Annotated in this window: 23 protein-coding genes; 15 read left to right on the top strand and 8 right to left on the bottom strand. The window is 59.7% G+C overall.

The features are described from left to right. Positions 1-383: 383 nt before the first annotated feature. Positions 384-986, bottom strand: a complete 603-nt coding sequence (locus E1K68_RS06540) for a peroxiredoxin (protein WP_003188979.1) — start codon at positions 984-986, stop codon at positions 384-386. 242 nt (positions 987-1,228) lie between these two features. On the opposite strand from E1K68_RS06540, the gene E1K68_RS06535 reads away from it, so the two are divergent. Both E1K68_RS06535 and bfr read left to right on the top strand, forming a co-directional pair. Beyond that, positions 1,229-1,447 carry a bacterioferritin-associated ferredoxin gene (locus E1K68_RS06535; protein WP_003188977.1) on the top strand — a complete coding sequence of 73 codons (219 nt, stop codon included), beginning with the start codon at positions 1,229-1,231 and terminating at the stop codon, positions 1,445-1,447. A gap of 202 nt (positions 1,448-1,649) precedes the next feature. Next, positions 1,650-2,120, top strand: a complete 471-nt coding sequence (bfr, locus tag E1K68_RS06530) for a bacterioferritin (protein WP_003188976.1) — start codon at positions 1,650-1,652, stop codon at positions 2,118-2,120. A 176-nt stretch (positions 2,121-2,296) separates the two neighbouring features. Here bfr and grxD read toward each other — a convergent pair whose 3' ends face one another. Both grxD and E1K68_RS06520 read right to left on the bottom strand, forming a co-directional pair. Further along, positions 2,297-2,623, bottom strand: a complete 327-nt coding sequence (grxD, locus tag E1K68_RS06525) for a Grx4 family monothiol glutaredoxin (protein ID WP_003188975.1) — start codon at positions 2,621-2,623, stop codon at positions 2,297-2,299. A gap of 77 nt (positions 2,624-2,700) precedes the next feature. Next, a complete protein-coding gene (locus E1K68_RS06520) occupies positions 2,701-4,809 on the bottom strand; it encodes a molybdopterin oxidoreductase family protein (RefSeq protein WP_094775441.1) in 2,109 nt (702 codons plus the stop codon). 433 nt (positions 4,810-5,242) lie between these two features. Between E1K68_RS06520 and argF the strand changes: the two genes are divergently transcribed. Beyond that, positions 5,243-6,163 carry an ornithine carbamoyltransferase gene (gene argF / locus E1K68_RS06515; RefSeq protein ID WP_003188973.1) on the top strand — a complete coding sequence of 307 codons (921 nt, stop codon included), beginning with the start codon at positions 5,243-5,245 and terminating at the stop codon, positions 6,161-6,163. Beyond that, positions 6,160-7,269 carry an ABC transporter ATP-binding protein gene (locus tag E1K68_RS06510; RefSeq protein ID WP_034135818.1) on the top strand — a complete coding sequence of 370 codons (1,110 nt, stop codon included), beginning with the start codon at positions 6,160-6,162 and terminating at the stop codon, positions 7,267-7,269. Before argF ends, E1K68_RS06510 begins: the two co-directional genes overlap by 4 nt. A 135-nt stretch (positions 7,270-7,404) precedes the next feature. Here E1K68_RS06510 and ybaK read toward each other — a convergent pair whose 3' ends face one another. Beyond that, positions 7,405-7,875 carry a Cys-tRNA(Pro) deacylase gene (gene ybaK, locus E1K68_RS06505; RefSeq protein ID WP_034135819.1) on the bottom strand — a complete coding sequence of 157 codons (471 nt, stop codon included), beginning with the start codon at positions 7,873-7,875 and terminating at the stop codon, positions 7,405-7,407. 325 nt (positions 7,876-8,200) lie between these two features. On the opposite strand from ybaK, the gene E1K68_RS06500 reads away from it, so the two are divergent. The 11 genes from E1K68_RS06500 to E1K68_RS06450 all read left to right on the top strand — a co-directional run bounded on the left by E1K68_RS06500 (position 8,201) and on the right by E1K68_RS06450 (position 20,530). Continuing rightward, on the top strand, positions 8,201-9,058 hold the full coding sequence (locus E1K68_RS06500; RefSeq protein WP_014717136.1) for an MIP/aquaporin family protein: 858 nt from the start codon (positions 8,201-8,203) through the stop codon (positions 9,056-9,058). 76 nt (positions 9,059-9,134) lie between these two features. Beyond that, positions 9,135-10,640: a glycerol kinase GlpK gene (gene glpK, locus E1K68_RS06495; RefSeq protein ID WP_003188963.1), complete on the top strand. Its 1,506-nt coding sequence runs from the start codon at positions 9,135-9,137 to the stop codon at positions 10,638-10,640. A 72-nt stretch (positions 10,641-10,712) separates the two neighbouring features. Next, positions 10,713-11,468, top strand: coding sequence for a DeoR/GlpR family transcriptional regulator (locus tag E1K68_RS06490; RefSeq protein WP_003188962.1), 756 nt, complete (start codon positions 10,713-10,715; stop codon positions 11,466-11,468). A 259-nt stretch (positions 11,469-11,727) separates the two neighbouring features. Next, the gene (glpD, locus tag E1K68_RS06485; protein ID WP_003188959.1) at positions 11,728-13,266 is read left to right on the top strand and encodes a glycerol-3-phosphate dehydrogenase; all 1,539 of its coding nucleotides are present in this window, start codon (positions 11,728-11,730) and stop codon (positions 13,264-13,266) included. Between the two features lie 364 nt (positions 13,267-13,630). Continuing rightward, positions 13,631-14,557, top strand: a complete 927-nt coding sequence (locus E1K68_RS06480) for a glutamate/aspartate ABC transporter substrate-binding protein (RefSeq protein WP_003188957.1) — start codon at positions 13,631-13,633, stop codon at positions 14,555-14,557. A gap of 194 nt (positions 14,558-14,751) precedes the next feature. Continuing rightward, positions 14,752-15,498 carry an amino acid ABC transporter permease gene (locus E1K68_RS06475; protein ID WP_003188956.1) on the top strand — a complete coding sequence of 249 codons (747 nt, stop codon included), beginning with the start codon at positions 14,752-14,754 and terminating at the stop codon, positions 15,496-15,498. After that, a complete protein-coding gene (locus E1K68_RS06470; protein WP_003188954.1) occupies positions 15,498-16,169 on the top strand; it encodes an ABC transporter permease subunit in 672 nt (223 codons plus the stop codon). Before E1K68_RS06475 ends, E1K68_RS06470 begins: the two co-directional genes overlap by 1 nt. Beyond that, positions 16,166-16,900 (top strand): amino acid ABC transporter ATP-binding protein, encoded by a 735-nt coding sequence (locus tag E1K68_RS06465; RefSeq protein ID WP_003188952.1) that lies wholly within the window; start codon positions 16,166-16,168, stop codon positions 16,898-16,900. Before E1K68_RS06470 ends, E1K68_RS06465 begins: the two co-directional genes overlap by 4 nt. A 56-nt stretch (positions 16,901-16,956) precedes the next feature. Further along, on the top strand, positions 16,957-18,858 hold the full coding sequence (locus E1K68_RS06460; protein ID WP_057712008.1) for a sensor histidine kinase: 1,902 nt from the start codon (positions 16,957-16,959) through the stop codon (positions 18,856-18,858). Further along, on the top strand, positions 18,855-20,192 hold the full coding sequence (locus tag E1K68_RS06455; protein WP_003188948.1) for a sigma-54 dependent transcriptional regulator: 1,338 nt from the start codon (positions 18,855-18,857) through the stop codon (positions 20,190-20,192). The genes E1K68_RS06460 and E1K68_RS06455 overlap by 4 nt, the downstream gene beginning before the upstream one ends. After that, positions 20,192-20,530: a GlpM family protein gene (locus tag E1K68_RS06450; RefSeq protein ID WP_034135823.1), complete on the top strand. Its 339-nt coding sequence runs from the start codon at positions 20,192-20,194 to the stop codon at positions 20,528-20,530. Before E1K68_RS06455 ends, E1K68_RS06450 begins: the two co-directional genes overlap by 1 nt. Positions 20,531-20,680: 150 nt before the next feature. Here E1K68_RS06450 and E1K68_RS06445 read toward each other — a convergent pair whose 3' ends face one another. From E1K68_RS06445 to E1K68_RS06430, 4 genes are all read right to left on the bottom strand, one after another. Continuing rightward, entirely contained in the window at positions 20,681-22,078 is a 1,398-nt protein-coding gene (locus tag E1K68_RS06445) for a sigma-54 dependent transcriptional regulator (protein WP_014717128.1), read from the bottom strand. Continuing rightward, positions 22,068-23,846: a HAMP domain-containing sensor histidine kinase gene (locus E1K68_RS06440; RefSeq protein WP_034135825.1), complete on the bottom strand. Its 1,779-nt coding sequence runs from the start codon at positions 23,844-23,846 to the stop codon at positions 22,068-22,070. The genes E1K68_RS06445 and E1K68_RS06440 overlap by 11 nt, the downstream gene beginning before the upstream one ends. Continuing rightward, on the bottom strand, positions 23,846-24,970 hold the full coding sequence (locus tag E1K68_RS06435) for a GNAT family N-acetyltransferase (RefSeq protein ID WP_057712010.1): 1,125 nt from the start codon (positions 24,968-24,970) through the stop codon (positions 23,846-23,848). The genes E1K68_RS06440 and E1K68_RS06435 overlap by 1 nt, the downstream gene beginning before the upstream one ends. Before the next feature lie 66 nt (positions 24,971-25,036). Beyond that, positions 25,037-25,647 (bottom strand): alpha/beta hydrolase (locus tag E1K68_RS06430; RefSeq protein WP_212613887.1); only part of this gene is annotated, 611 nt, incomplete at its 5' end.

Here is a 25,647-nt window from a genome sequence, read left to right as displayed (position 1 = left end):
ACCGAGCCTAAGCGAGGTGCCGAGTGGTGGGGCAAGAGCGTTTTGCTTACTTTTGTCTGGGCCGGCATTCCGGCTTTTCGAAAGTGAGCCGCCAGGGCGGAACCCTAAGTGGCCGTTACCGCAGCAGTGGATATGCACACAATCCAACTGTGTTGACTGCCAGGCCGCCTTCGCGAGCAAGCCCGCTCCCACAGTTGGATTGTGGGGTGTCAGGTAGAGAAGTGTTGGCTGGTAGGCCGCCATCGCAGGCAAGCCAGCTCCCACAGTTGGATTGTGGGGTGTCAGGTAGACCAGCGTAGGCTGTCAGGCCGTCACGGGAGCAAGTCCCCACCCACAAAAAAACCGGCCTTCACAGGCCGGTTTTTTAATACCACGACGTTGGCTTACAGCTTGCCAGCGTTCTCGGTCAGGTATGCCGCAACGCCTTCTGGCGAAGCGTTCATGCCTTTGTCGCCTTTTTTCCAGTTGGCAGGGCAGACTTCGCCGTGCTCTTCGTGGAATTGCAGCGCGTCGACCAGGCGGATCAGTTCTTCCATGTTACGGCCCAGCGGCAGGTCGTTGATGATCTGCGAACGCACAATGCCCTTGTCGTCGATCAGGAACGCGCCACGGAACGCCACGCCGCCTTCGGACTCAACGTCATAGGCCTTGGCGATGTCGTGCTTCATGTCGGCAGCCATGGTGTATTTGACTTTGCCGATGCCGCCATCATTGATGGCGGTGTTGCGCCAGGCGTTGTGGGTGAAGTGGGAGTCGATGGAAACCGCGACCACTTCAACGTTACGCGCCTTGAAATCGTCCATGCGGTGGTCCAGGGCGATCAGCTCCGACGGGCAGACGAAGGTGAAGTCCAGCGGGTAGAAGAACACCAGGCCGTATTTGCCTTTGATGGCTTCAGACAGTTTGAAGCTGTCTACGATTTCGCCATTGCCGAGCACGGCTGGTACGTCGAAATCCGGGGCTTGTTTACCGACGAGTACGCTCATAGGGTATCTCCTGATGTGGGGTGACGATTGAAGTAAAAGGACAGGTCAAGTCTGCCGGGGAAAATCGACAGAAACATGACGCAATCACGCTTCGTAAAGACCGACCATCATACACCGAAAAAACCGTTCGTCAGCGCATGGTCAATGTGCGCTGGATTGGGGATGAAACTATTTTGACAATCATTCTCGTTAACATTAAGATCCATCGCACTTAAGCCTCAAACCCGCGACGGTTCTCACTTATGTATGTCTGCCTCTGCACTGGCGTCACCGACGGACAAATCCGCGAAGCAATCTACGAAGGTTGCTGCAGCTATAAGGAAGTACGTGAAACCACCGGCGTAGCCAGCCAGTGTGGCAAATGTGCTTGCCTAGCCAAGCAAGTGGTACGGGAAACCCTGACGCAGCTGCAAACAGCCCAGGCCGCGCTCCCCTACCCAGCAGAATTTAAACACGCTTGAATAGGCATGTTTTTGAAGAACCGGACCTAGTGTCCGGTTTTTTTATGCCATCAATTCAAATAGTTAGCACCAAGACGCGGAACACAAACATTCTTATTCCGATTAATTTTCATTTATTATTCAATAACTTAGGTTTGACACTAGGATTTTCACCGCTCAGACTCCGCCCTATACACAGCTATTACAGGGCAGGACCCCAGTCATGAAAGGCGACATCTCAGTCATCCAGCAACTCAACAAAATCCTTGCCAATGAACTGGTCGCGATCAATCAGTACTTTCTGCATGCGCGCATGTACGACGATTGGGGCCTGGAAAAGCTCGGCAAGCGTGAATACAAAGAGTCGATCAAGGCCATGAAGGACGCCGACGCGCTGATCAAGCGCATCCTGTTCCTGGAAGGCCTGCCGAACGTGCAGGACCTGGGCAAGCTGAACATCGGCGAGCACACCCAGGAAATGATCAACAGCGACCTGGGCTTTGAGCGCAAGAGCCACAGCGACCTCAAGGCCGCCATCGCTCACTGCGAAACCAAGGGTGATTTCGGCAGCCGTGAACTGCTGGAAGATATCCTGGAAGACCAGGAAGAGCATATCGACTGGCTGGAAACCCAGCTGGGCCTGATCGACAAGGTCAGCCTGGAGAATTACCTGCAATCGCAGATGGGTGAATAACTGCGCTTGTTATCACTGTAGGAGCGAGCTTGCTCGCGAAGGACTCCCAGGCAACGCGTTAAACCAGGCGCGCTGCGTTATCGTTGACGTTCTTCGCGAGCAAGCTCGCTCCTACAGAAAAGCTCAAAAAAAGCCCCGCTCTCTTGTGAGAAGCGGGGCTTTTTATTGCTCGCCTATTAGGCGTCAGTCTTAGCTGCTGCGCCTTTGATCAGCGTTTGCAGGGAACCATCAGCTGCCATTTCAGTGATGATGTCGCTACCGCCAACCAGCTCACCGGCTACCCATAGCTGCGGGAAAGTCGGCCAGTTGGCGTACTTTGGCAGGTTGGCGCGGATTTCAGGGTTTTGCAGGATATCCACGTAAGCGAACTTCTCGCCACATGCCATCACGGCCTGGGACGCTTTCGCGGAGAAACCGCACTGAGGCGCGTTAGGTGCGCCCTTCATGTAAAGCAGAATGGTGTTGTTGGCAATCTGCTCTTTGATCGTTTCGATGATATCCATGGAACACCTCTGCAGGAACTTTGCGACTCACGGGTCGGCACGGTGGCGCATTGTAACGCAAAAATCCAGCGGGATGCTCAGGCCGCCGCTACCTTCACCGGTACGCCGTTAAGCGCCGCATTACCCGACAACTCATCCAATTGCCGCTCGTCGGTCAAGTCATTGGCACTCGCTCCCGGCTGGCTACTCGCGATGCTCATCTGCACGCCTGGGCGACCGTGGCCCCAGCCGTGAGGCAGGCTGACCACACCCGGCATCATGTCCGCGCTGGCCACCACTTCCACTTCGATCATGCCGGTGCGCGAACTCACTCGCACGCGCTGGCCATCGCTCAACTGCCGACGGGTCAGGTCGTCGGGGTGCATCAACAGTTGATGGCGTGGCTTGCCCTTTACCAGCCGGTGATAGTTATGCATCCAGGAATTATTGCTGCGCACATGCCGTCGGCCAATCAGCAACAGTTCGTCGGCCATCGGCACCGGCTGCGCGGCGAAACGCGCCAGGTCTGCGAGGATCACGAGCGGTGCTGCTTGCACCTTGCCATCCGCGGTTTTCAAACGTGCCGCGAGGTTGGGCTTGAGCGGCCCCAAGTCCATGCCATGGGGATGCTCTGCCAACATCGCCACCGATAACTTATGACTGGATGCGTCACCATAGGCACCCGCACGCAGCCCGAAGTCGATCATCTGCGCCGGTGGCAGGGTGGGCTTAAGCGCAACGCCAGTGTGCGCCGCAAATGCCTTGGCCAGGCCGACAAAGATCTCCCAGTCATGCAATGCGCCCTCAGGCTTGGGCAGGATGGCGCGATTGAAGCGCGTGACATTGCGCACCGCAAACAGATTGAAGGTGGTGTCGTAGTGATCGTTTTCCAGCGCCGAGGTGGAAGGCAGGATCAGGTCGGCATAACGCGTGGTCTCGTTGATATACAGGTCGATGCTGACCATGAATTCCAACCCGTCCAGTGCTTGCTCCAATTGGCGACCGTTAGGTGTGGACAGCACCGGGTTGCCGGCCACCGTCACCAGGGCGCGGATCTGCCCTTCACCCTCGGTCAGCATTTCTTCGGCCAGCGCCGACACCGGCAGTTCTCCACCGTACTCCGGACGCCCGGACACGCGGCTCTGCCAGCGGTTGAAATGGCCGCCGCTGGTGGAGGCCACCAGGTCCACCGCGGGGCTGGTGCAGAGCGCGCCGCCGACGCGGTCCAGATTGCCGGTCACCAGGTTGATCAGTTGCACCAGCCAATGGCACAGCGTGCCAAACGCTTGGGTCGAGACGCCCATGCGGCCATAACAAACGGCCTTGTCAGCGCCGGCGAAGTCCCTGGCCAACTGCCGAATCTGCTCGGCAGGCACCGCACACTGGCGGCTCATGGCCTCGGCATGAAAGCCGGCGATCGCCCTGCACACCTCGTCCAGGCCCTCCACCGGCAAATGACTATCGCGTGTCAGCCCTTCGGTGAACAAAGTGTTGAGCACCCCAAACAACAACGCCGCATCGCCGCCGGGGCGTACGAACAAGTGCTGGTCAGCAATGGCCGCCGTCTCGCTGCGCCGAGGGTCGACCACCACCACTTTTCCGCCTCGCGCCTGGATGGCCTTGAGGCGTTTTTCCACATCGGGCACGGTCATGATGCTGCCATTGGAGGCCAGCGGGTTGCCGCCGAGGATCAACATGAAGTCGGTCTGGTCGATGTCGGGTATGGGCAACAACAGGCCGTGGCCGTACATCAGGTGGCTGGTGAGGTGATGAGGCAGTTGGTCTACCGAGGTCGCGGAAAAACGATTGCGCGTCTTCAACAGCCCTAGAAAGTAGTTGCTGTGGGTCATCAACCCATAGTTATGCACGCTGGGGTTGCCCTGATACACCGCCACCGCGTTCTGGCCGTGCCGGGCCTGGATGCCCGCGAGCCGCTCGGCCACCAGGGCAAAGGCTTCATCCCAGGCAATCGGCTGCCATTGGCTGCCCACCCGCCGCATGGGTTGGTGCAGACGGTCCGGGTCGTTCTGGATGTCCTGCAGGGCCACGGCCTTGGGGCAGATATGGCCGCGACTGAAACTGTCCAAGGGGTCGCCCTTGATCGAGGTGATCGCCAGGCTACCGTCTTGGGCTTGGGTGGTTTCCAGGGTGAGGCCGCAGATAGCTTCGCACAGGTGGCAGGCACGGTGGTGGAGAGTCGTGGTCATGGCCAGTCTCTTTTATAGGGGCTTTGGCTCAACTATGGGCCGCGACCCCTTGAGGCGCCAGCAACCTTCGCGTTGTGAATCGACGGGCATAGGCCAGGCCATGGCTAAGCATGAGCAAATGTTTCAAAAACCTTGCCCACAGGCGCTGAAACCGACGCGACCTAGCCCAAGCCCGCCCCCGCGCATTGCAAAAGGCCTGGACGCCAGTGTACAAATGGCTCGCTGCTGTCAGGAAATCGTCTTCAAACGCGCGTCAGTGCCCTGCTTGAACACCCCTAAAGCCGTAGCCCTATTGGTAAAACGCGACATTTAATGTCAATATCGCGTCTTCCCCTATTTCGTCGCCCCGTGCGGCTTTCGCCGCAGGTCTCGCCCGTTGTCGCTATAAACAAGGCTTTGAGTATCTGCGGTCTGTTGCAAAAGGTAGTTAATGATGAGCGCAAGGCACTTTCTCTCCCTGATGGATTGCACGCCCGAAGAGCTGGTCAGCGTGATCCGTCGAGGCATTGAGCTTAAAGACCTGCGTAACCGCGGCGTACTGTTTGAGCCTTTGAAAAACCGTGTACTGGGGATGATTTTCGAAAAGTCCTCGACCCGCACACGCCTGTCGTTCGAAGCCGGCATGATCCAACTGGGTGGCCAGGCGATCTTTCTGTCACCGCGCGACACCCAATTGGGTCGTGGTGAGCCGATCAGCGATTGCGCCATCGTGATGTCGCGCATGCTCGACGCCGTGATGATCCGTACCTTCGCCCACAGCACCCTGACCGAATTTGCCGCCAACTCCCGCGTGCCCGTGATCAACGGCCTGTCCGATGACCTGCACCCCTGCCAGTTGCTGGCCGACATGCAAACCTTTCTCGAACATCGTGGCTCGATCCAAGGCAAGACCGTGGCCTGGATCGGCGACGGCAACAATATGTGCAACAGCTATATAGAAGCGGCGATCCAGTTCGACTTCCACCTGCGTATCGCCTGCCCTGAAGGCTACGAGCCCAGCGCCGAGTTCATGGCCAAGGCCGATGGCCGTGTGCAACTGCTGCGCGATCCAAAAGACGCAGTGGTCGGCGCGCACCTGGTGAGCACCGACGTCTGGACCTCCATGGGCCAGGAAGACGAAACCGCCAAACGCCTGGCCCAATTCGCGCCGTTCCAGGTGACCCGCGCGTTGCTCGACCTGGCCGCGCCGGACGTGCTGTTCATGCACTGCCTGCCCGCCCACCGAGGCGAAGAAATCAGCCAGGACCTGCTCGACGATCCGCGCTCAGTCGCGTGGGATCAGGCCGAGAACCGCCTGCATGCGCAAAAAGCCTTGCTCGAATTCCTCGTCCCGCCGTCGTACCACCACGCATGAGCCAGCCATTACTGCTGAACCTGCGCAATCTGGCATGCGGCTATCAAGACCAACGTGTGGTGCAGAACCTCAACCTGCACCTTAACGCCGGCGATATCGGTTGCCTGCTCGGCTCTTCGGGCTGCGGCAAGACCACTACCCTGCGCGCGATTGCAGGCTTTGAGCCGGTGCATGAAGGCGAAATCAGCCTGGCGGGCGACGTCATCTCCCGTGCCGGGTTCACCCTTGCGCCGGAGAAACGTCGTATCGGCATGGTGTTCCAGGACTACGCGTTGTTTCCGCACCTGAGCGTGGCTGACAACATCGCCTTTGGCATTCGCAAACACCCGCAAAAAGAGCGCGTGGTCGCCGAGTTGCTGGAACTGGTCAACTTGAAGAACCTGGGCAAACGCTTTCCCCATGAGCTTTCCGGTGGTCAGCAACAACGTGTCGCTCTGGCCCGCGCCCTGGCGCCGGAGCCGCAACTGCTGTTGTTGGATGAACCCTTTTCCAACCTCGATGGTGAGCTGCGCCGCAAACTCAGCCATGAAGTGCGCGACATCCTCAAGGCACGCGGCACCAGCGCGATCCTGGTGACCCATGACCAGGAAGAGGCCTTCGCCGTCAGTGATCATGTCGGGGTCTTCAAGGAAGGCCGGCTAGAGCAGTGGGACACGCCCTACAACCTCTATCACGAACCGCAGACGCCTTACGTCGCCAGTTTCATAGGCCAGGGGTATTTCATCCGTGGTCGATTGAACTCACCGGAATCGGTCAGCACTGAACTGGGCGACCTGCGCGGCAACCGAGCCTACACCTTGCCGACCGGTGCTGCGGTGGATGTGCTGCTGCGCCCGGATGACATCGTTTACGCACCGGGCAGCGCGTTAAAAGCCCGGATCGTTGGCAAGACCTTCCTCGGCGCCTCAACGCTGTACCGGTTACAGCTGCCGACCGGCGCTCAGTTGGAGTCGATTTTCCCCAGCCATGCCGATCACCAAGTGGGCGCAGAGGTGGGGATTCGTGTGGCGGCTGAGCATTTGGTGGTGTTCCAGGCATCCGGCAGCACGGCGGCGCAGATTCCTGCTGTTGAGTCAGGCGTGCGCCGCCACAGCGTCGCCCACTGACGAAACCGGGTCAAACTGTGGGAGCTGGCTTGCCTGCGATGCAGACAACTCGGGTTATCTGTCACACCGCGTTGATGCTATCGCAGGCAAGCCAGCTCCCACATTTTGATCCTCATAGACTTCAAAGAATGATTATCAGGTCCGACCAATCGGTGCGAATTTGGCCTGGGTGTGTTCTGCCAGCACCGCCGCTGGCAATTCAACTTCCAATCCTCTTCTGCCCGCGCTGACAAAAATCGTTGCAAAGGGTTGCGCCGTTTCATCGATAAACGTGCGCAGCCGCTTCTTCTGACCCAACGGACTGATGCCGCCCAACAGATAACCCGTTGAGCGCTGCGCCGCTGCCGGGTCAGCCATTTCGACTTTCTTCACACCCGCAGCGTGAGCCAGGGCTTTCAAGTCCAGACTTCCGACGACCGGCACCACCGCCACCAACAATTCACCCTTCTCACTGCTCGCCAGCAGCGTCTTGAATACCTGGGCCGGGTCCAAGCTCAATTTCTCCGCGGCCTCCAGCCCATAGGATGCTGCCTTGGGATCATGTTCATAACTATGGATACGATGTTCGGCGCGAACTTTTTTCAACAGGTCCAATGCGGGGGTCATAGCGGCTCCGGGCGGGCAAACTGATGGCCAATTCTAGGCCAAGACCACGTGAAACGCTCTAGCACAGTCCTATTACCGCTAAAGTGACGCGCCTTGAGCATGATCATTCACCACACCAATAGTTCGGAAATGACCAATGGTTCACTTTCGACCTTTGACAGCGGTCATTCTTGTCTATATTTTTTCGTTTCCGAATACCGTAGGAATAATCCTTTGGTACTCCTGCAATAAGCCGTGACCCAGGATGGGGATCCTTGCGCGGTGAATATCGCGCAACTGCCCGTTGAGGCCGTGCGCAAGACAAGAACAACAATTGAGGTTTTCCATGACAACTGCTCTTCAACAGCCTTCACTTTCGAGCCAATGCATGGCCGAATTCCTGGGCACCGCGCTGCTGATCTTTTTCGGTACAGGATGCGTCGCCGCGCTCAAGGTCGCGGGTGCGAGCTTTGGCTTGTGGGAAATCAGTATCATCTGGGGGGTCGGCGTGAGCATGGCGATCTACCTGAGCGCCGGTATTTCCGGGGCTCACCTCAACCCGGCGGTCAGTATCGCCCTGTGCATCTTTGCCGATTTTGAAAAGCGCAAACTGCCCTTCTATATTCTTGCCCAGGTCGCCGGCGCCTTCTGCTCCGCCGCCTTGGTGTACACGCTCTACAGCAATCTGTTTTTCGATTACGAACAAACCCACCACATGGTTCGCGGCTCCCAAGCCAGCCTGGAATTGGCCTCGGTGTTCTCAACCTACCCTCATGCGCTGCTGAGCACGGCTCAGGCGTTCCTGGTGGAAATGGTCATCACCGCCATCCTGATGGGCGTGATCATGGCCCTTACCGATGACAACAACGGCCTGCCACGCGGCCCGCTGGCGCCCCTGCTGATCGGCTTGCTGATCGCGGTGATTGGTAGCGCCATGGGCCCGCTGACCGGCTTTGCGATGAACCCGGCACGGGATTTCGGACCCAAGCTGATGACCTTTTTCGCCGGTTGGGGTGAAATGGCCTTTACTGGCGGTCGCGATATTCCTTACTTCCTTGTACCGATTTTCGCCCCGATTGTCGGCGCATGCCTCGGTGCTGCGGCTTATCGCGGTCTGATCGCTCGCCACCTGCCGAGCGCCGCACCGGCTATTGCTGAAGAAACACCTGACACGGCTGTCAACGGCAAGACTCGTATTTCCTGAAAGCGCCAGCCTGGTCCCCTGCCCTTCACGGCCCAGGCTGATTTCTGACTTCCTTATTTCGTCCAAGGCAATTGACATGACCGACCTTCAGAATAAGAACTACATCATTGCCCTTGATCAGGGCACCACCAGTTCCCGGGCGATCATCTTCGATCGTGACGCCAACGTGGTGTGTACCGCCCAGCGTGAATTCGTCCAGCATTACCCGCAGGCTGGCTGGGTCGAACATGACCCAATGGAAATCTTCGCCACCCAGAGCGCGGTGATGGTCGAAGCGCTGGCCCAGGCCGGCCTGCACCATGACCAGGTTGCAGCCATCGGTATCACCAACCAGCGTGAAACCACAGTGGTCTGGGACAAGGTCACCGGGCGCCCAATCTATAACGCCATTGTCTGGCAATGCCGCCGCAGCACCGAGATCTGCCAGCAGCTCAAGCGCGATGGCCATGAGCAATACATCAGCGACACCACTGGCCTTGTGACCGACCCGTACTTCTCCGGCACCAAGCTCAAGTGGATCCTCGACAACGTCGAAGGCAGCCGCGAACGTGCACGCAACGGCGAACTGCTGTTCGGCACCGTCGACAGCTGGCTGATCTGGAAATTTACCGGCGGCAAGACCCACGTCACCGACTACACCAACGCCTCGCGCACCATGCTCTTCAACATCCACACTCTGGAGTGGGATGCGAAGATGCTGGAGATTCTCGACATTCCCCGGGAAATGCTCCCGGAAGTGAAGTCGTCGTCGGAAATTTATGGCCGCACCAAGAGCGGTATTGCTATCGGCGGCATTGCCGGTGACCAGCAAGCCGCCCTGTTCGGCCAGATGTGCGTGGAAGCGGGCCAGGCCAAGAATACCTACGGCACCGGCTGCTTCCTGCTGATGAACACCGGCGACAAGGCGGTGAAATCCAAGCACGGCATGCTCACCACCATTGCCTGCGGCCCGCGCGGAGAGGTGGCCTACGCCCTGGAAGGCGCGGTCTTCAACGGCGGCTCCACCGTGCAATGGCTGCGTGACGAGCTGAAGATCATCAACGATGCCCACGACACCGAATACTTTGCCGGCAAGGTCAAGGACAGCAACGGCGTGTACCTGGTACCCGCCTTCACCGGTCTCGGCGCGCCCTACTGGGACCCGTATGCCCGTGGCGCACTGTTCGGCCTGACCCGTGGCGTACGCGTAGACCACATTATTCGAGCAGCCCTGGAATCGATTGCCTACCAGACCCGCGACGTCCTCGACGCCATGCAGCAGGACTCGGGCGAACGCCTCAAGGCCCTGCGCGTGGACGGAGGTGCGGTTGCCAACAACTTCCTGATGCAGTTCCAGGCCGACATACTCGGCACCCAGGTCGAACGCCCGCAAATGCGTGAAACCACTGCCCTCGGCGCGGCCTACCTGGCAGGCCTGGCGTGTGGCTTCTGGGGCAGCCTGGACGAGTTGCGCGGCAAGGCAGTGATCGAACGCGAGTTCGAGCCACAGCTGGATGAAGCGGCAAAAGAGAAACTCTACGCCGGCTGGCAAAAAGCCGTGAGCCGCACCCGTGACTGGGAGCCGCACGAAAGCGCTGAATAAGGTGTAACTGGCAGGGAGCGGATTCCTGCGTCATCATGGGCCACTTTTGTATGGCAGCCCAAAGGACGCCCCATGAATCTGCCTCCCCGCCAACAACAAATCCTCGAACTGGTCCGCGAACGCGGCTATGTCAGTATCGAGGAAATGGCGCAGCTATTCGTTGTCACCCCGCAAACCATCCGCCGCGATATCAACCAGTTGGCGGACGCCAACCTGTTGCGCCGCTACCACGGTGGCGCAGCCTATGACTCCAGCGTCGAGAACACCGCGTACGCCATGCGTGCCGACCAGATGCGCGACGAGAAGCAACGCATCGGCGAAGCCATTGCCGCACAGATTCCCGATCACGCCTCGCTGTTCATCAACATCGGCACCACCACCGAATCCATCGCCCGTGCGCTGCTCAATCACAGCCATCTGAAAATCATCACCAACAACCTCAACGTCGCCACCATGCTCAGTGCCAAGGACGACTTCGATGTGTTGCTCACCGGCGGCAATGTGCGCCGTGACGGTGGCGTGGTCGGCCAGGCCAGTGTCGACTTCATCAACCAGTTCAAGGTCGACTTTGCCCTGGTGGGCATCAGCGGGATCGACGAGGACGGTAGCCTGCTGGACTTCGATTACCAGGAAGTGCGGGTTTCCCAGGCAATCATCGCCAATGCGCGACAGGTGATTCTGGCGGCAGACTCCAGCAAATTCGGGCGCAATGCCATGATTCGCCTGGGGCCGATCAGCCTGGTGGACTGCCTGGTGACTGACCAACAGCCGGTGCCGGCGTTGGTGCAAGTGCTGAATGAGCACAAGGTGCGGCTGGAAGTGGTGTAGCGCCTGTTCAGGCGTCATCGCGGGCAAGCCCGGCTCCCACAGTTTGAAATGCGGTCAAATGTGGGAGCCGGGCTTGCCCGCGATGACGGCCTCACTAACACCAATACATTCACCTTTGTTCATAATTCTTCCTTTCCCCACCCTTCGATGAGTTTTTTCAATCGAAGTCGGGTGGCTGTGCCCGCAATTATCAGCTACCATTTTCGCAAATGAACATTCATGTTCGAATTCCAAGACGAAAAGATCGCGAGGCCAGCCGATGAACCCTTCCACCTTGCCTGCTCCACCGCTTGCCGAAGTCTATGACGTTGCCGTAATTGGTGGCGGGATCAATGGCGTCGGGATTGCAGCAGACGCAGCCGGTCGCGGTTTGTCGGTATTCCTTTGCGAAAAGGATGACTTGGCCAGCCACACCTCTTCGGCTAGCAGCAAGCTGATCCATGGTGGCCTGCGTTACCTGGAACACTACGAATTCCGCCTGGTGCGTGAAGCCCTGGCAGAACGGGAAGTGCTGCTGGGCAAAGCGCCGCACATCGTCAAGCAAATGCGCTTCGTACTGCCGCATCGCCCGCACCTGCGCCCGGCGTGGATGATTCGCGCCGGCTTGTTCCTGTATGACCACTTGGGCAAGCGCGAGAAACTGGCAGGCTCCAAAAGCCTCAAGTTCGGTGCTGACAGCCCGTTGAAAAGCGAAATCACCCAAGGTTTCGAATACTCCGACTGCTGGGTCGATGATGCTCGCCTGGTCGTGCTCAACGCCATGGCGGCCCGCGAGAAAGGCGCGCACATCCACACGCAGACCCGTTGCGTCAGCGCCCATCGCAGTAACGGCCTGTGGGAAATGAACATGGAGCGTGCCGACGGCAGCCTGTTCTCGATCCGCGCCCGCGCGCTGGTGAATGCTGCCGGCCCTTGGGTGGCCAAATTCATCAAGGACGACCTGAAGCTGGATTCGCCCTACGGCATCCGTCTGATTCAGGGCAGCCATCTGATCGTGCCGCGCCTGTACGAAGGCGCCCACGCGCATATCCTGCAGAACGAAGACCAGCGCATCGTCTTCACCATTCCGTACCTGAACCACTTGACTATCATCGGCACCACCGACCGCGAATACACCGGCGACCCGGCTGCAGTGGCGATCACCGAAGGTGAAACCGACTACATGCTCAAGGTGGTCAACGCGCACTTCAAGAAACAACTGAGCCGTGACGATATTGTTCACACCTACTCCGGCGTGCGCCCGCTGTGCAACGACGAGTCGGACAACCCATCGGCCATCACGCGCGATTACACCCTGGCCTTGTCCGGCGGCACCGGCGAAGCGCCGATCCTGTCGGTGTTCGGTGGCAAGCTGACCACCTATCGCAAACTGGCTGAGTCGGCCATGGCCCAACTGGCGCCGTACTTCACCCAGATGCGCCCAAGTTGGACTGCCACGGCGAGCCTGCCCGGCGGCGAAAATATGAGCACCCCTGAAGCCCTGGCCGACGCCATCCGCGCCAAGTTCGACTGGGTACCGAGCGAGATCGCCCGCCGCTGGTCCACCACTTACGGCAGCCGCACCTGGCGCCTGCTGGAGGGCGTGCAATCGCTCGCCGACCTGGGTGATCACCTGGGTGGCGGCCTGTATACCCGCGAAGTCGATTACCTGTGCGCCGAAGAGTGGGTGACACAACCGCAGGACGTGCTGTGGCGCCGCACCAAGCTTGGCCTGTTCACCACCGAGCAGGAGCAGGAAAACCTGCAACGCTACCTGTCCAAGGTCGAGCAGAGCCGCAGCAAGATCGAAGCCGCCTGACCGCCCTACCGTGTAGGAGCGAGCTTGCTCGCGAAAAACCTGAGAACGCCGCGTTTATTCAGCCTAAACGCGGCGTTTTTGCGTTTTTCGCGAGCAAGCTCGCTCCTCCAGGCTATTCGGTTTTCCGAACAAGCTCCTGTGCGCTATTCGGTTTGCCGGACCGGCCACCAAAAATATCGCCGAAACAAAAAGTTAATTTCCATATAAATCATGCAGTTATCCTTTTATTTTCGGTATGGCACGACTCATGCTCTACACTCTTCAACGATTGCCTGAGGCGCCTTAGGAGCCGTCACGGGCAGTCGCTGTACAAGAGAGCCGTTCAGCTGGCTTCATAAAAAAAACAAATGTCGAGGAAGTATTGATGCGCATCGTTCCCCATATCCTGGGCGCAGCTATCGCTGCTGCTCTGATCAGCACTCCAGTTTTTGCCGCCGAACTCACCGGCACACTGAAGAAAATCAACGACTCCGGCACCATCACTCTCGCTCACCGCGACAGCTCCATTCCGTTTTCCTACATCGCGGATGGTTCGGGCAAACCCGTGGGCTACTCCCACGACATCCAGTTGGCCGTCGTCGAGCAGCTGAAAAAAGACCTGAACAAACCCGACCTCAAAGCCAAGTACAACCTGGTGACCTCGCAAACCCGTATCCCGCTGATCCAGAACGGCACCGCGGATCTGGAGTGCGGCTCCACCACCAACAACACCGAACGCGCCCAGCAAGTTGATTTCACCGTCAACATCTTCGAAATCGGCACCCGTTTGCTGGTCAAGAAAGACAAGGAAGGCAAGCCGTCCTACGCTGACTTTGCCGACCTGAAAGGCAAAAACGTGGTGACCACCGCCGGCACCACGTCGGAGCGCATCATCAAGGCGATGAACGCCGACAAGCAGATGGGCATGAACGTCATCTCCGCCAAAGACCACGGCGAATCCTTCCAGATGCTCGAAAGCGGCCGCGCCGTTGCATTCATGATGGACGACGCCCTGCTGGCCGGTGAAGAAGCCAAGGCCAAGAAGCCTGATGACTGGGTCATTACCGGTACTCCACAGTCATTCGAAGCCTACGCTTGCATGGTTCGCAAAGGCGACCCGGACTTCAAGAAAGCCGTGGATGACGCCATTGTCGCCCTGTACAAGTCTGGCGAGATCAACAAGATCTACGCCAAATGGTTCGAAAGCCCGATCCCACCAAAGGGCCTGAACCTGAACTTCCCGATGAGCGACAAGGTCAAGGAGCTGATCGCTAACCCTAGCGACAAACCAGCGCCAGAAGTAAAAATCTGATACCTGACTAAGCTTATGTCCTGAGGGAGCCAACCCTCCCTCAGGCGTCTGTAATTACCTGCTGGTTTTAACTTGGAACACTCGACCTGGCGGTTTTCGAGCCGATCGTGTGTGCCTGGCGTTCAACGTCAGGCGGGAACGGATCTTCCCCAAGCGGGTGCTTGTACATCGATCGATCTCGAGGGGAGACCCTAATGAATTACAACTGGGACTGGGGCGTGTTCTTCAAGTCCACCGGCGTGGGCAGCGAGACTTATCTCGACTGGTACCTCTCCGGGCTGGGCTGGACCATCGCCATCGCTATCGTGGCATGGATTATCGCCTTGCTGCTGGGCTCCATTCTGGGGGTCATGCGCACTGTGCCAAACCGCCTCGTATCGGGCATCGCGACCTGCTACGTGGAACTGTTTCGTAACGTGCCGCTGCTGGTTCAGCTGTTCATCTGGTACTTCCTGGTACCGGACATGCTGCCGCAGAACCTGCAGGACTGGTACAAACAAGACCTGAACCCGACCACCTCGGCCTACCTGAGCGTCGTGGTGTGCCTGGGCCTGTTCACCGCCGCCCGTGTGTGTGAACAAGTGCGTACCGGTATCCAGGCGCTGCCACGCGGCCAGGAATCCGCGGCGCGCGCCATGGGCTTCAAGCTGCCGCAGATCTACTGGAACGTGCTGCTGCCCCAGGCTTACCGCATCATCATTCCGCCGCTTACCTCGGAATTCCTCAACGTGTTCAAGAACTCCTCCGTGGCGTCCTTGATCGGCTTGATGGAACTGCTGGCGCAAACCAAACAGACCGCCGAGTTCTCGGCCAACCTGTTTGAAGCCTTCACCCTGGCCACGCTGATCTACTTCACCCTGAACATGAGCCTGATGCTGCTGATGCGCGTGGTCGAGAAGAAAGTCGCAGTGCCCGGCCTGATCTCCGTGGGGGGCAAATAATGGACTTCGATTTCAGCGGCATCATCCCCGCTATTCCAGGCCTGTGGAACGGCATGGTCATGACCTTGAAGCTGATGGTCATGGGCGTGGTCGGCGGCATCATCATCGGGACTATCCTGGCCCTGATGCGCTTGTCGTCCAACAAACTGCTGTCCCGCGTGGCCGGCGCCTACGTGAACTACTTTCGCTCGATCCCCTTGCTGCTGGTGATCACCTGGTTCTACCTGGCGGTGCCGTTCGTGTTGCGCTGGATCACGGGTGAAGACACCCCGATCGGCGCATTCACCTCCTGCGTCGTGGCGTTCATGATGTTCGAAGCCGCGTACTTCTGCGAAATCGTACGAGCCGGTGTGCAGTCGATTCCCAAGGGCCAGATGGCGGCGGCACAAGCCATGGGCATGACCTACGGCCAGACCATGCGCCTGATCATCCTGCCCCAGGCGTTCCGCAAGATGACACCGTTGCTGCTGCAACAGTCGATCATCCTGTTCCAGGACACTTCCCTGGTCTACACCGTGGGCCTGGTGGACTTCCTCAACTCCGCCCGCTCCAACGGCGACATCATCGGCCGCTCCAATGAGTTCCTGATCTTTGCCGGTGTCGTCTACTTCATCATCAGCTTTTCCGCCTCGCTGCTGGTCAAGCGTCTGCAAAAAAGGTTTGCCGTATGATCTCTATCAAGAACATCAACAAGTGGTATGGCGACTTCCAGGTGCTGACCGATTGCAGCACCGAGGTTAAAAAAGGCGAAGTGATCGTGGTGTGCGGGCCATCCGGCTCGGGCAAATCCACCCTGATCAAGTGCGTCAACGCACTGGAACCGTTCCAGAAAGGTGACATCGTGGTCGACGGCACCTCCATCGCCGACCCGAAGACCAACCTGCCAAAACTGCGTTCGCGCGTGGGCATGGTGTTCCAGCACTTCGAGCTGTTCCCGCACCTGACCATCACCGAAAACCTGACCATCGCGCAGATAAAGGTGCTGGGCCGCAGCAAGGAAGAAGCCACCAAGAAGGGCCTGCAACTGCTCGACCGCGTGGGCTTGTCGGCACACGCCCACAAGCACCCTGGCCAGCTCTCCGGTGGCCAGCAACAACGTGTGGCGATTGCTCGCGCCCTGGCCATGGACCCGATCGTCATGCTGTTCGACGAACCGACCTCGGCGCTGGACCCGGAAATGGTCAACGAAGTGCTCGACGTGATGGTGCAACTGGCCCACGAAGGCATGACCATGATGTGCGTGACCCACGAGATGGGCTTTGCGCGCAAAGTGGCCGACCGCGTGATCTTCATGGACGCCGGCAAGATCATCGAAGACTGCCCGAAAGAAGAGTTCTTCGGCGACATCAGCGCCCGCTCCGAACGTGCGCAGCACTTCCTTGAGAAAATCCTGCAGCACTAAAAGCAACTCGCTCCTACAGTTGGCAGGCGAGAAGTAGCTGACCCAAGGCATCTGTGATGAAATGCGACCCCAATCAATATCGCGCCGCGCCGCCATCACTTGCCGTGAAGCCTCGTCTGATACGCCAACTGTTCCTGCCGCCGTTGATCATCGCCCTGATGGTCGGCCTGGGTTATATCGGCTTCTGGGTCAGTGACTACTACGGCATCCGCACCCTCAGCGACAATGGCGAACGCCAGTTGGAGCTGCACGCCCGCACCGTCGAAAGCGAACTGAGCAAGTACACCTACCTCCCCAGCCTGCTGGAACTGGAGTCCAGTGTTTCCCAACTGCTCGCCGACCCGAACCAGGAAACCCGCAAGACGGTCAACGACTACCTCGAAGGCCTGAACCGCCGCAGTCGCAGCCGCGCCATCTATGTGATGGATACCACCGGCCGCGTGCTGGCCACCAGTAACTGGCGCGATGCCGACAGTTACCAAGGTGAGGACCTGTCTTTTCGCGCCTATTTTCAGAATGCCGTACGCGGCCAGCCCGGCCGTTTCTACGGCATCGGCAGCACCAACGGCGAGCCCGGCTATTACCTGGCCCATGGCCTGGAAGAACACGGCAAGATCATCGGCGTCGCCGTGGTCAAGGTGCGCCTCGAAGCCCTTGAAGAACGCTGGCAACGTGCGCGCCTTGAAGCCTTCGTAAGCGACGAGAACGGCATCATTATTCTTTCCAGCGACCCGGCGCGTCGCCTCAAGGCCGTACGCCCGCTGAGCGATGACACCAAGGACCGCCTGGCCCACAGCCTGCAATATTACTGGGCGACGCTCAATGAACTGCAACCCCTGGCCCGTGAGCGCCTGAACGAAGGCACCGAGAAACTGACCTTCCCGGCCAACACCGAAGTGGTCAACGACCAGCACGCCGTCAGCTACCTGGCGCAAACACGCCCGCTCAACGACACGCCGTGGAATTTCACCCTGCTCACCCCACTTAACGACCTGCGCCGCGCCGCGATCAACCAGGGCATCCTGGTGGCCGTCGCCTTTGGCCTGGTCGCCTTCCTGCTGATCGCCTGGAACGAACGGCGCAAGGTCATCGCCACCCGCCTCGCTGCGCGGGAAGCCTTGCAGGAAGCCAACAGCCAGCTTGAGCGGCGGATCGCCGAGCGCACCGCCGACTTGCGCGCCAGCAACGAACGGCTCAAGGGCCAGATTCGCGAACGACGCCAGGCCGAAGAAACCCTGCGCCACGCCCAGGACGAACTGGTTCAGGCCGGCAAACTCGCAGCCATCGGCCAGATGTCCACCAGCATTGCCCACGAACTGAACCAGCCGCTGGCGGCCTTGCGCACGCTGTCGGGCAACACCGTACGCTTCCTTGAGCGCGGCGCCCTGGACACCGCCAGCACCAACCTCAAGACCATTAACGAACTGATCGACCGCATGGGTCGCATCACCGCCAGCCTGCGTTCCTTTGCCCGACGCGGTGACGACCAGGGCGAGGCCAGCCTCGGCAAAGCCGTGGACGCCGCGTTCCAGGTGCTCGGCGCGCGCCTGGACAGCCTGCCGTTGACCGTGCACCGTGATTTTGCCAATGCCCAATTGCAGATCGACCAGACTCGCCTGGAGCAGATCCTGGTCAACCTGATCGGCAACGCCCTCGATGCGATGCAGGCCCAAGCGGCGCCGCAACTGTGGTTGGAAGGCCAGAGCGGCGATGGCAAATACCGCCTGTTGGTGCGTGACAATGGCCACGGCATCGATCCCGAAGCACGCAAGCATTTGTTCGAACCCTTTTTTACCACCAAGCCCGGCGAACAAGGCCTGGGCCTGGGCCTGACCCTTTCCGCGAGCCTCGCGGCCGCCACCGGCGGCAGCCTGGCCGTGGAACATCCGGCCAATGGTGGTACCGCCTTTGTCCTGAACCTGCCATTGGTGGGCGCTCAACGAGTTGAGTCGACATGAATACACAAGCCCAAGACCTCACCGTCCTGATCGTCGAAGACGACCCCCATGTACTGCTCGGTTGCCAGCAAGCACTGGCGCTGGAAGACATTACCAGCGTCGGCGTGGGCAGCGCCGAAGAAGCGCTCAAGCGCATCGGCGAAAACTTTGCCGGCATCGTCATCAGCGACATCCGCTTGCCGGGCATCGACGGCCTGGAACTGCTGACCCGCCTCAAGGCCCTGGATAAAAGCCTGCCGGTGGTGTTGATCACAGGCCATGGCGATATCTCCATGGCGGTGGGCGCCATGCGTAACGGCGCCTACGACTTCATGGAAAAACCCTTCTCGCCCGAACGCCTGGTGGACGTGGCACGCCGCGCCCTGGAACAACGCGGGCTGGCGCGGGAAGTCTGGTCGCTACGTCGGCAACTGGCCGAGCGCGACTCGCTGGAAGGCCGCATCATCGGCCGCTCGCCGGCCATGCAAAACCTGCGCGAACTGATTGCTAATGTCGCCGATACCTCGGCCAACGTGCTGATCGAAGGCGAGACCGGCACCGGCAAAGAACTGGTCGCGCGTTGCCTGCATGATTTCAGCCGGCGCCACACCCACCAGTTCGTTGCCCTCAACTGCGGTGGCCTGCCGGAAAACCTGTTTGAAAGCGAGATTTTTGGCCACGAAGCCAACGCCTTCACCGGCGCCGGCAAACGTCGCATCGGCAAGATCGAGCATGCCCATCAAGGCACGCTGTTCCTCGATGAAGTAGAGAGCATGCCGATCAACCTGCAGATCAAATTGCTGCGAGTGCTGCAAGAACGCACGTTGGAACGCCTGGGTTCGAACCAGAGCGTGGCGGTGGATTGCCGGGTGATCGCCGCTACCAAGTCCGACCTCGACGAGTTGAGCCGCGCCAGCCAGTTCCGCAGCGACCTGTACTATCGCCTCAACGTCGTCACCCTGGAACTGCCGCCCCTGCGCGAGCGGCGTGAAGACATCCTGCAACTGTTCGAGCACTTCCTGCAGCAATCGTCGCTACGCTTCGACCGCGCCGTGCCGGAGCTGGACAACCAGACCCTGTCCAGCCTGATGAGCCACGATTGGCCAGGCAACGTGCGTGAGCTGCGCAACGTCGCCGAACGCTTCGCCCTCGGCCTGCCCGCCTTCAAAAAAAGCGGCGCCGGCAGCGGCAGCCAAGGGGTTGCCTTTACCGAGGCGGTGGAAGCCTTTGAGCGCAACCTGCTCAACGATGCCCTGCAACGCAGCGGCGGCAACCTGACCCAGGCCAGCCAGGAACTGGGGATGGCCAAGACCACCCTGTTCGACAAGGTCAAGAAATACGGGTTGAGTCACTGATGGATCTGTTCTTGAAGGCTGCGCTTGGCGCCGCAGTGGTGCTGATCCTGGCGGCGCTGGCCAAGACCAAAAACTATTACATCGCAGGCTTGGTGCCGCTGTTTCCCACTTTTGCGCTGATCGCCCATTACATCGTCGGCAAAGGCCGTTCGATTGAGGATTTGAAGACCACGATCCTGTTCGGGATGTGGTCAATCATTCCCTACTTTGTGTATTTGGCGACGCTGTATGTGATGGTGGATCGAATGCGGTTGGAGGCATCGCTGGCAGTCGCTGCCGTGGCCTGGTTGATGGCCGCGACGGTGCTGGTCAGCGTGTGGGTACGCCTCCACACCTGACACAACGCGGCAGATCGTTCCCACGCTCCCGCGTGGGAATGCAGCCAACGACGCTCCGCGTCCACGCGCGTGACGCAGAGCGTCACCAGCGGCACTCCCACGCGAAGCGTGGGAGCGATCATCGCAGGCAAGCCAGCTCCCACACTCAGATCAGCGCACGATCTTGTCTACCTGAATACCCAGCTTCTTCAGGCGATACCAGAAGCTCCTCTCGGAAATCCCGATCCGCTGCGCCGCTGCCGCCTGCACCCCATTGCTCTCCTGCAGCGCCGCAAGGATGTAGGCTTTCTCCACTTCGGCCAGCGCCGCATCCAGATCCCGCGGCACCCCCGGCCCGTCGCTGAGGATCGCGGTCACATCGCCTTCGCTCGGCTTGGAAGCAAACAGATACCCCGGCAAATCAATATCCTCGATCACCGATGAAGCCGCCACGATGGTTGCGCGCTCCACGCAGTTTTGCAGCTCGCGGATGTTGCCCGGCCAGTGATACGCCGCCATGGCTTGCAAGGCCTCGGGGCTGAAGCCGGTGATGCGTTTGCCGGTGGTCGCGCTCAGGGTGTGGGCGAAGTGGCGCGCCAGGGGCGCGATGTCTTCCACGCGTTCGCGCAAGGACGGCAACGGAATCGGGAAGACATTGAGGCGGTAATACAGGTCTTCGCGAAACTCCTTGGCCGCCACCGCATCCAGCAGGTTCTTGTTGGTGGCGGCAATTACCCGTACATCCACCTTGCGCTCGCGGGGGTCGCCTACCGGCTCGATAACCCGCTCCTGCAAGGCGCGCAGAATCTTGGCCTGCAACGCCAAGGGCATATCACCCACCTCATCCAGAAACAGCGTGCCCTTGTCGGCCTGCATGAAGCGCCCTACCCGGTCAGCCACGGCGCCGGTGAACGCGCCTTTGCGATGGCCAAACATCTCGCTTTCCAGCAGGCCTTCCGGAATGGCCGCGCAATTGACCGCCACGAAGGGTTGGTCGGCACGGCTGCCATGCTTGTGGATGGCACGGGCGACCATTTCCTTGCCAGTGCCGCTTTCGCCGGTCAGCAGGATGGTGGCGTTGCTGTCACGCACCGAATCCACCGCCTGGAGCACCTGGCGAAACGCCGGGCTGTCGCCCACCAGGCTGTCGAACTGCGCATGCTCGTCCAGCTCGGCACGCATGCGCGCGTTGTCGCGCATGATGTCGCGAAATTGCAGGGCCTTGGCCACGGTGATGTCCAGCTCGTCAATGTCGAACGGCTTGGCAATGTAGTCATAGGCGCCGTTACGCATCGACTGCACGGCGTTTTTCACCGTGCTGTAGGCCGTCATCACGATTACCGGCAGGGTCGGATAACGCACCTTGATCTCGGCCAGCAACGCCGGCCCGTCCATGCCCGGCATGCGCCAGTCGCTGATGACCAGGTCGATGTCCTCCTCCCCCAGCACCTTGAGCGCGTGCAAGCCATTGCCCGCGCTGAACACCTGGATGCCGTTCTGGCTCAAGGCCTGGGTCAGCAGATCACAGAGCTTGGGCTCGTCGTCGACCACCAATACGTTATGCGTCATGCCCGTCCTCATCTTCACCGTCGTCTTCACCGTCAGCCGGAATGTACAGGCTGAAGGTCGCGCCGGCATCTTTCTCGCTGGCGCATTCGATGCTGCCGTCGTGACTTTCCATGATCGAATAGACTTTGGCCAGGCCCAGGCCTGTGCCCGAGGCCTTGGTGGTGACAAATGGCGTAAAGATACGCTCCACCATGTCCGCAGGGATGCCCTCGCCGGTATCGGCGATGCTGATCACGGTGTTGTCGCCCACGCTGCGAATGCCCAGGGTCAGGCGCCCGCCGTCGGGCATCGCGTCGATGGCGTTGAGAATCAGGTTGAGACAGGCCTGTTTGAGCTGCTTGGCATCGGCGTAGATCGTCGCGCCAGGCGCCTGGTCGTCGATATGGGCATCAATGCGATGGCTACTCAGCTCCGGGCCGCAGAATCCGAGGATTTCTTCCACCAGGGCGCGTGCCGGTTGCTGCACGCGTATCGGCGGGTTGGGCTTGGCGAAATCGAGGAATTCGGTAATCAGGTCGTTGATGCGGCTGACTTCGCTGATGACATATTCCAGGTGACGCTTGTCGGTTTCCGCCAGGTCAGCGCGCCGATGCAACAGTTGGGTGGCGGTCTTGATGATGCCCAGTGGGTTGCGAATTTCGTGAGCCAGGCCCATGGCGACTTCACCCAGGGCATGCAAGCGGTCACGCCGACGCAGTTGGGCTTCCAGATGGTGCAACTCGCCCAGGCGTTCGGTCATGTGGTTGAAGGTGCTGCTCAATTGCGCCAGTTCGTCACCGCCACTGACCACCACACGGTGCGCATAACTGCCCGAGATCACCGCATCCACGCCCTGGGACAAATCGCGCAGGGGCTTGGTCAGGCGCCGCGACACCAACAACCCGGCCGCCAGTGACAGCGCCGAGCTGACCAGGAAGATCAGCACGAACAGGTTGCTCTGGTTCACCAACCCCACCAGGCTGGTGTGGCGTAGCAGGCCGCTGAAGATCACGCCTTGCAACTCGCCGGCGTCATTGAAAATCGGCCAGTACAAACCGCTGTATTGGTTAGTGAACTGTTCGCTGGGCTGCTTGGTGCTACGTAGGTAGGCCTCGACATTCTTGGGGATGCGCGAGGGGTGATTGGCGAAGCGCTGGGTGGAAAATATTTCGGAAAACCCTGCAGGGTTGGCCAGGTACAAACGCAGGTCTAGGGAATGCACATCGGCCACGCTGGTGAGGAAACTGCTGTCCAGGTAAGTGGCGACCAGCAACAGGTAATCCACGCCGTCACGGCTGGTTTCAAAGGTGGACACCACCAGGCCCGTGCTCACGCCGGCGACCTGCACGGTTTGCAGCACCGCGTTGCTGGTGAGGTTGATCTGCCTGACGATGTCATCGGCGGCCGTGCTGAACATCACTTTGCGGTCGCTGGTGCGAATCAGCGCGACCACGTCGATATCGGTGGCATCGGCAATGTCGGCGGTGAGCCGGTCATGCCGCTCGGCATTTTTGGACGATGGCGGGCTGGTGTAGCGCAGGAACAGCTTGGCCATGCGTGCGTTGTCGTGAAGGATGTCGCCGATTTCGTCCTTGACGATCTTGGTCGACTCTTGCAGCCAGATCCGCACGTTACTGTCGAAAATCTGCGACAGCGTGGTGGCGGCCAGTTCAGCCGCGATCATGGTGGGGATCACGCTGACCAGCCAGAACGCCAGCACCAGCTTGCGCTGGACGCTCCAACGCGAGATGGCAAAGGGGCGGGCTTTCTGGCGGGTCTTGGTAATCATCAGGTTTCGCTTATCGCAGCAGCCATGGCAGGGTCGGAACGATCCGGTCGAATAAACAGTTTTACAAGCTTGAGCAGGCCGTTGACCAGCCGGTTGCGGTGGCGGAAGAACAGGCTGTTGCCCTCGAACTCGCACCCCAGGCGCAGTTTACTGGCATACCCGGCCTGGCCGCACTCGTACACCGGAATACAGTGTTCAATACAGTAGTCGACATTGGTCAACCAGCTACGGAAGTACAGGTTGTACTCGCGGCTGAACTCAAGGTCATGACCAAAGAACTTGTCCACCAGCCGATGCTCATCCAGCAGGATCAGGTTGAACGCCACCAGGCGCTCGTCCACCCAGTACAGAACACAGACCGCCCGCTCATGCAGGTGTTCGAGTACCCCCGTGAAGTAACCGGCGGGCAGGCGTTCGAACTGCAAGTCTGCGCGCGCAAGCGTGGCTTCATATAGGCGCATGACCTCGGGCAGCACGTCATCGATATTGCGCCGCCACTCGACCCGCGGCCCTGGTGCGCGCAGTTTGCGGCGCAGGTCCTTGCGCGTGGATTTGCCCAGCGACCCCAGGTAGGCATCCACCGAGCCATAAGGCAGCGGCAACACCCCCGTGGGCAAGCTGGGCATGCTTTGAAAACCTGCGGCAATGCAGCTCTGGGCCCAATGCGGGTCATTGGTGGGCGCATCCTTGACCGCCAGCAAGCCGATACCGAGCGCGTCGGCATCGCTGCGCGCAGCCGCCAGTAATTGCTGCAACAGCAACGGGCGCTGGGATTCGGGCACATGGCTGGCGACACCGGCATCACAGCGTTCAGCCACCGGCGAACCGATGGCGTACAACGCCAGTTGCAAAACCCCCGGCCACAGCCGCTCCAGGCGCTCGGTCAAGCGCTTGCCGGCCCCCGACACGGTGGTGTCGAGGCGATAATGGGTGACGAACGCGGCCGCCACCGCCACCAGCGTTTGATCCTCAAAGACCGCCAGGTAACGCCACTGGAAGTCATCGATCGCGGCGTTTTCCACGGCCAGGTAATAGTCCCAATCCTCCAGGGCACCGGAAAAACAATCGTTCCAGGCATCGCGCTGGATAGCCCGGATGGTCGGGTAGGCTTGGGTGGTTATCACAGATTGCCCTTATTTCTCGATCCAATGTGGGAGCTGGCTTGCCTGCGATGCAGGCGCCTGGGTACGTCAGGCAGACCTGAGTGATGCCATCGCAGGCAAGCCAGCTCCCACAGGGGCCTGCGTTGATTTTAGAACTGCGTGCTGCTCGACAAACCTGGCACTCAACTCGATCACGCGGCGGTACTGCAAATCGACCGTGATCATGTGGTAGCAGTTGTCCAACAGGATCTTGGTCACCGGCCCGCCGAGGTGGCGCTCCACGTAATCGGCGTTCCAGCGGCTGGTGATGTCGTCCTCGATGGAATGCAGCACCAGCGCCGGCACTTTGATCTGGGGCATGCGCTTCCTGACCACGGCGTTCATACGGTGCAGCTCGCGCACGGTGATGCCTTCCATGGTCAGCAACCCCGCCTCGCTGCTTTCGCCTTCCTTCATCTGCCGCTCGACGATGGCCCGCAGGCGCTCGTTCTTGATGCCGTAGGGCGGCTTCTCTTCGAAGCTGCAAATGTGTACGCCGAACGGAATTTTCATCAGCAAGGGCGTGAGAAACGCCAGTTTGTTGATGCTCCAGCCGTCGTACTTCAAGGTGGTGGAATACATCAGCAACCCGGCAACTTGCCCTGGGTGTTCGGACGCCACATACATCGACATCACGGCCCCCATGGACAAACCGCCGA

It is taken from the genome of Pseudomonas sp. B2021 (genome assembly GCF_018135665.1).
GTDB lineage: Bacteria > Pseudomonadota > Gammaproteobacteria > Pseudomonadales > Pseudomonadaceae > Aquipseudomonas > Aquipseudomonas lactis.
Note: the sequence above shows the minus strand (reverse complement) of the source record. Positions and strands in the feature narration are given on the sequence as shown.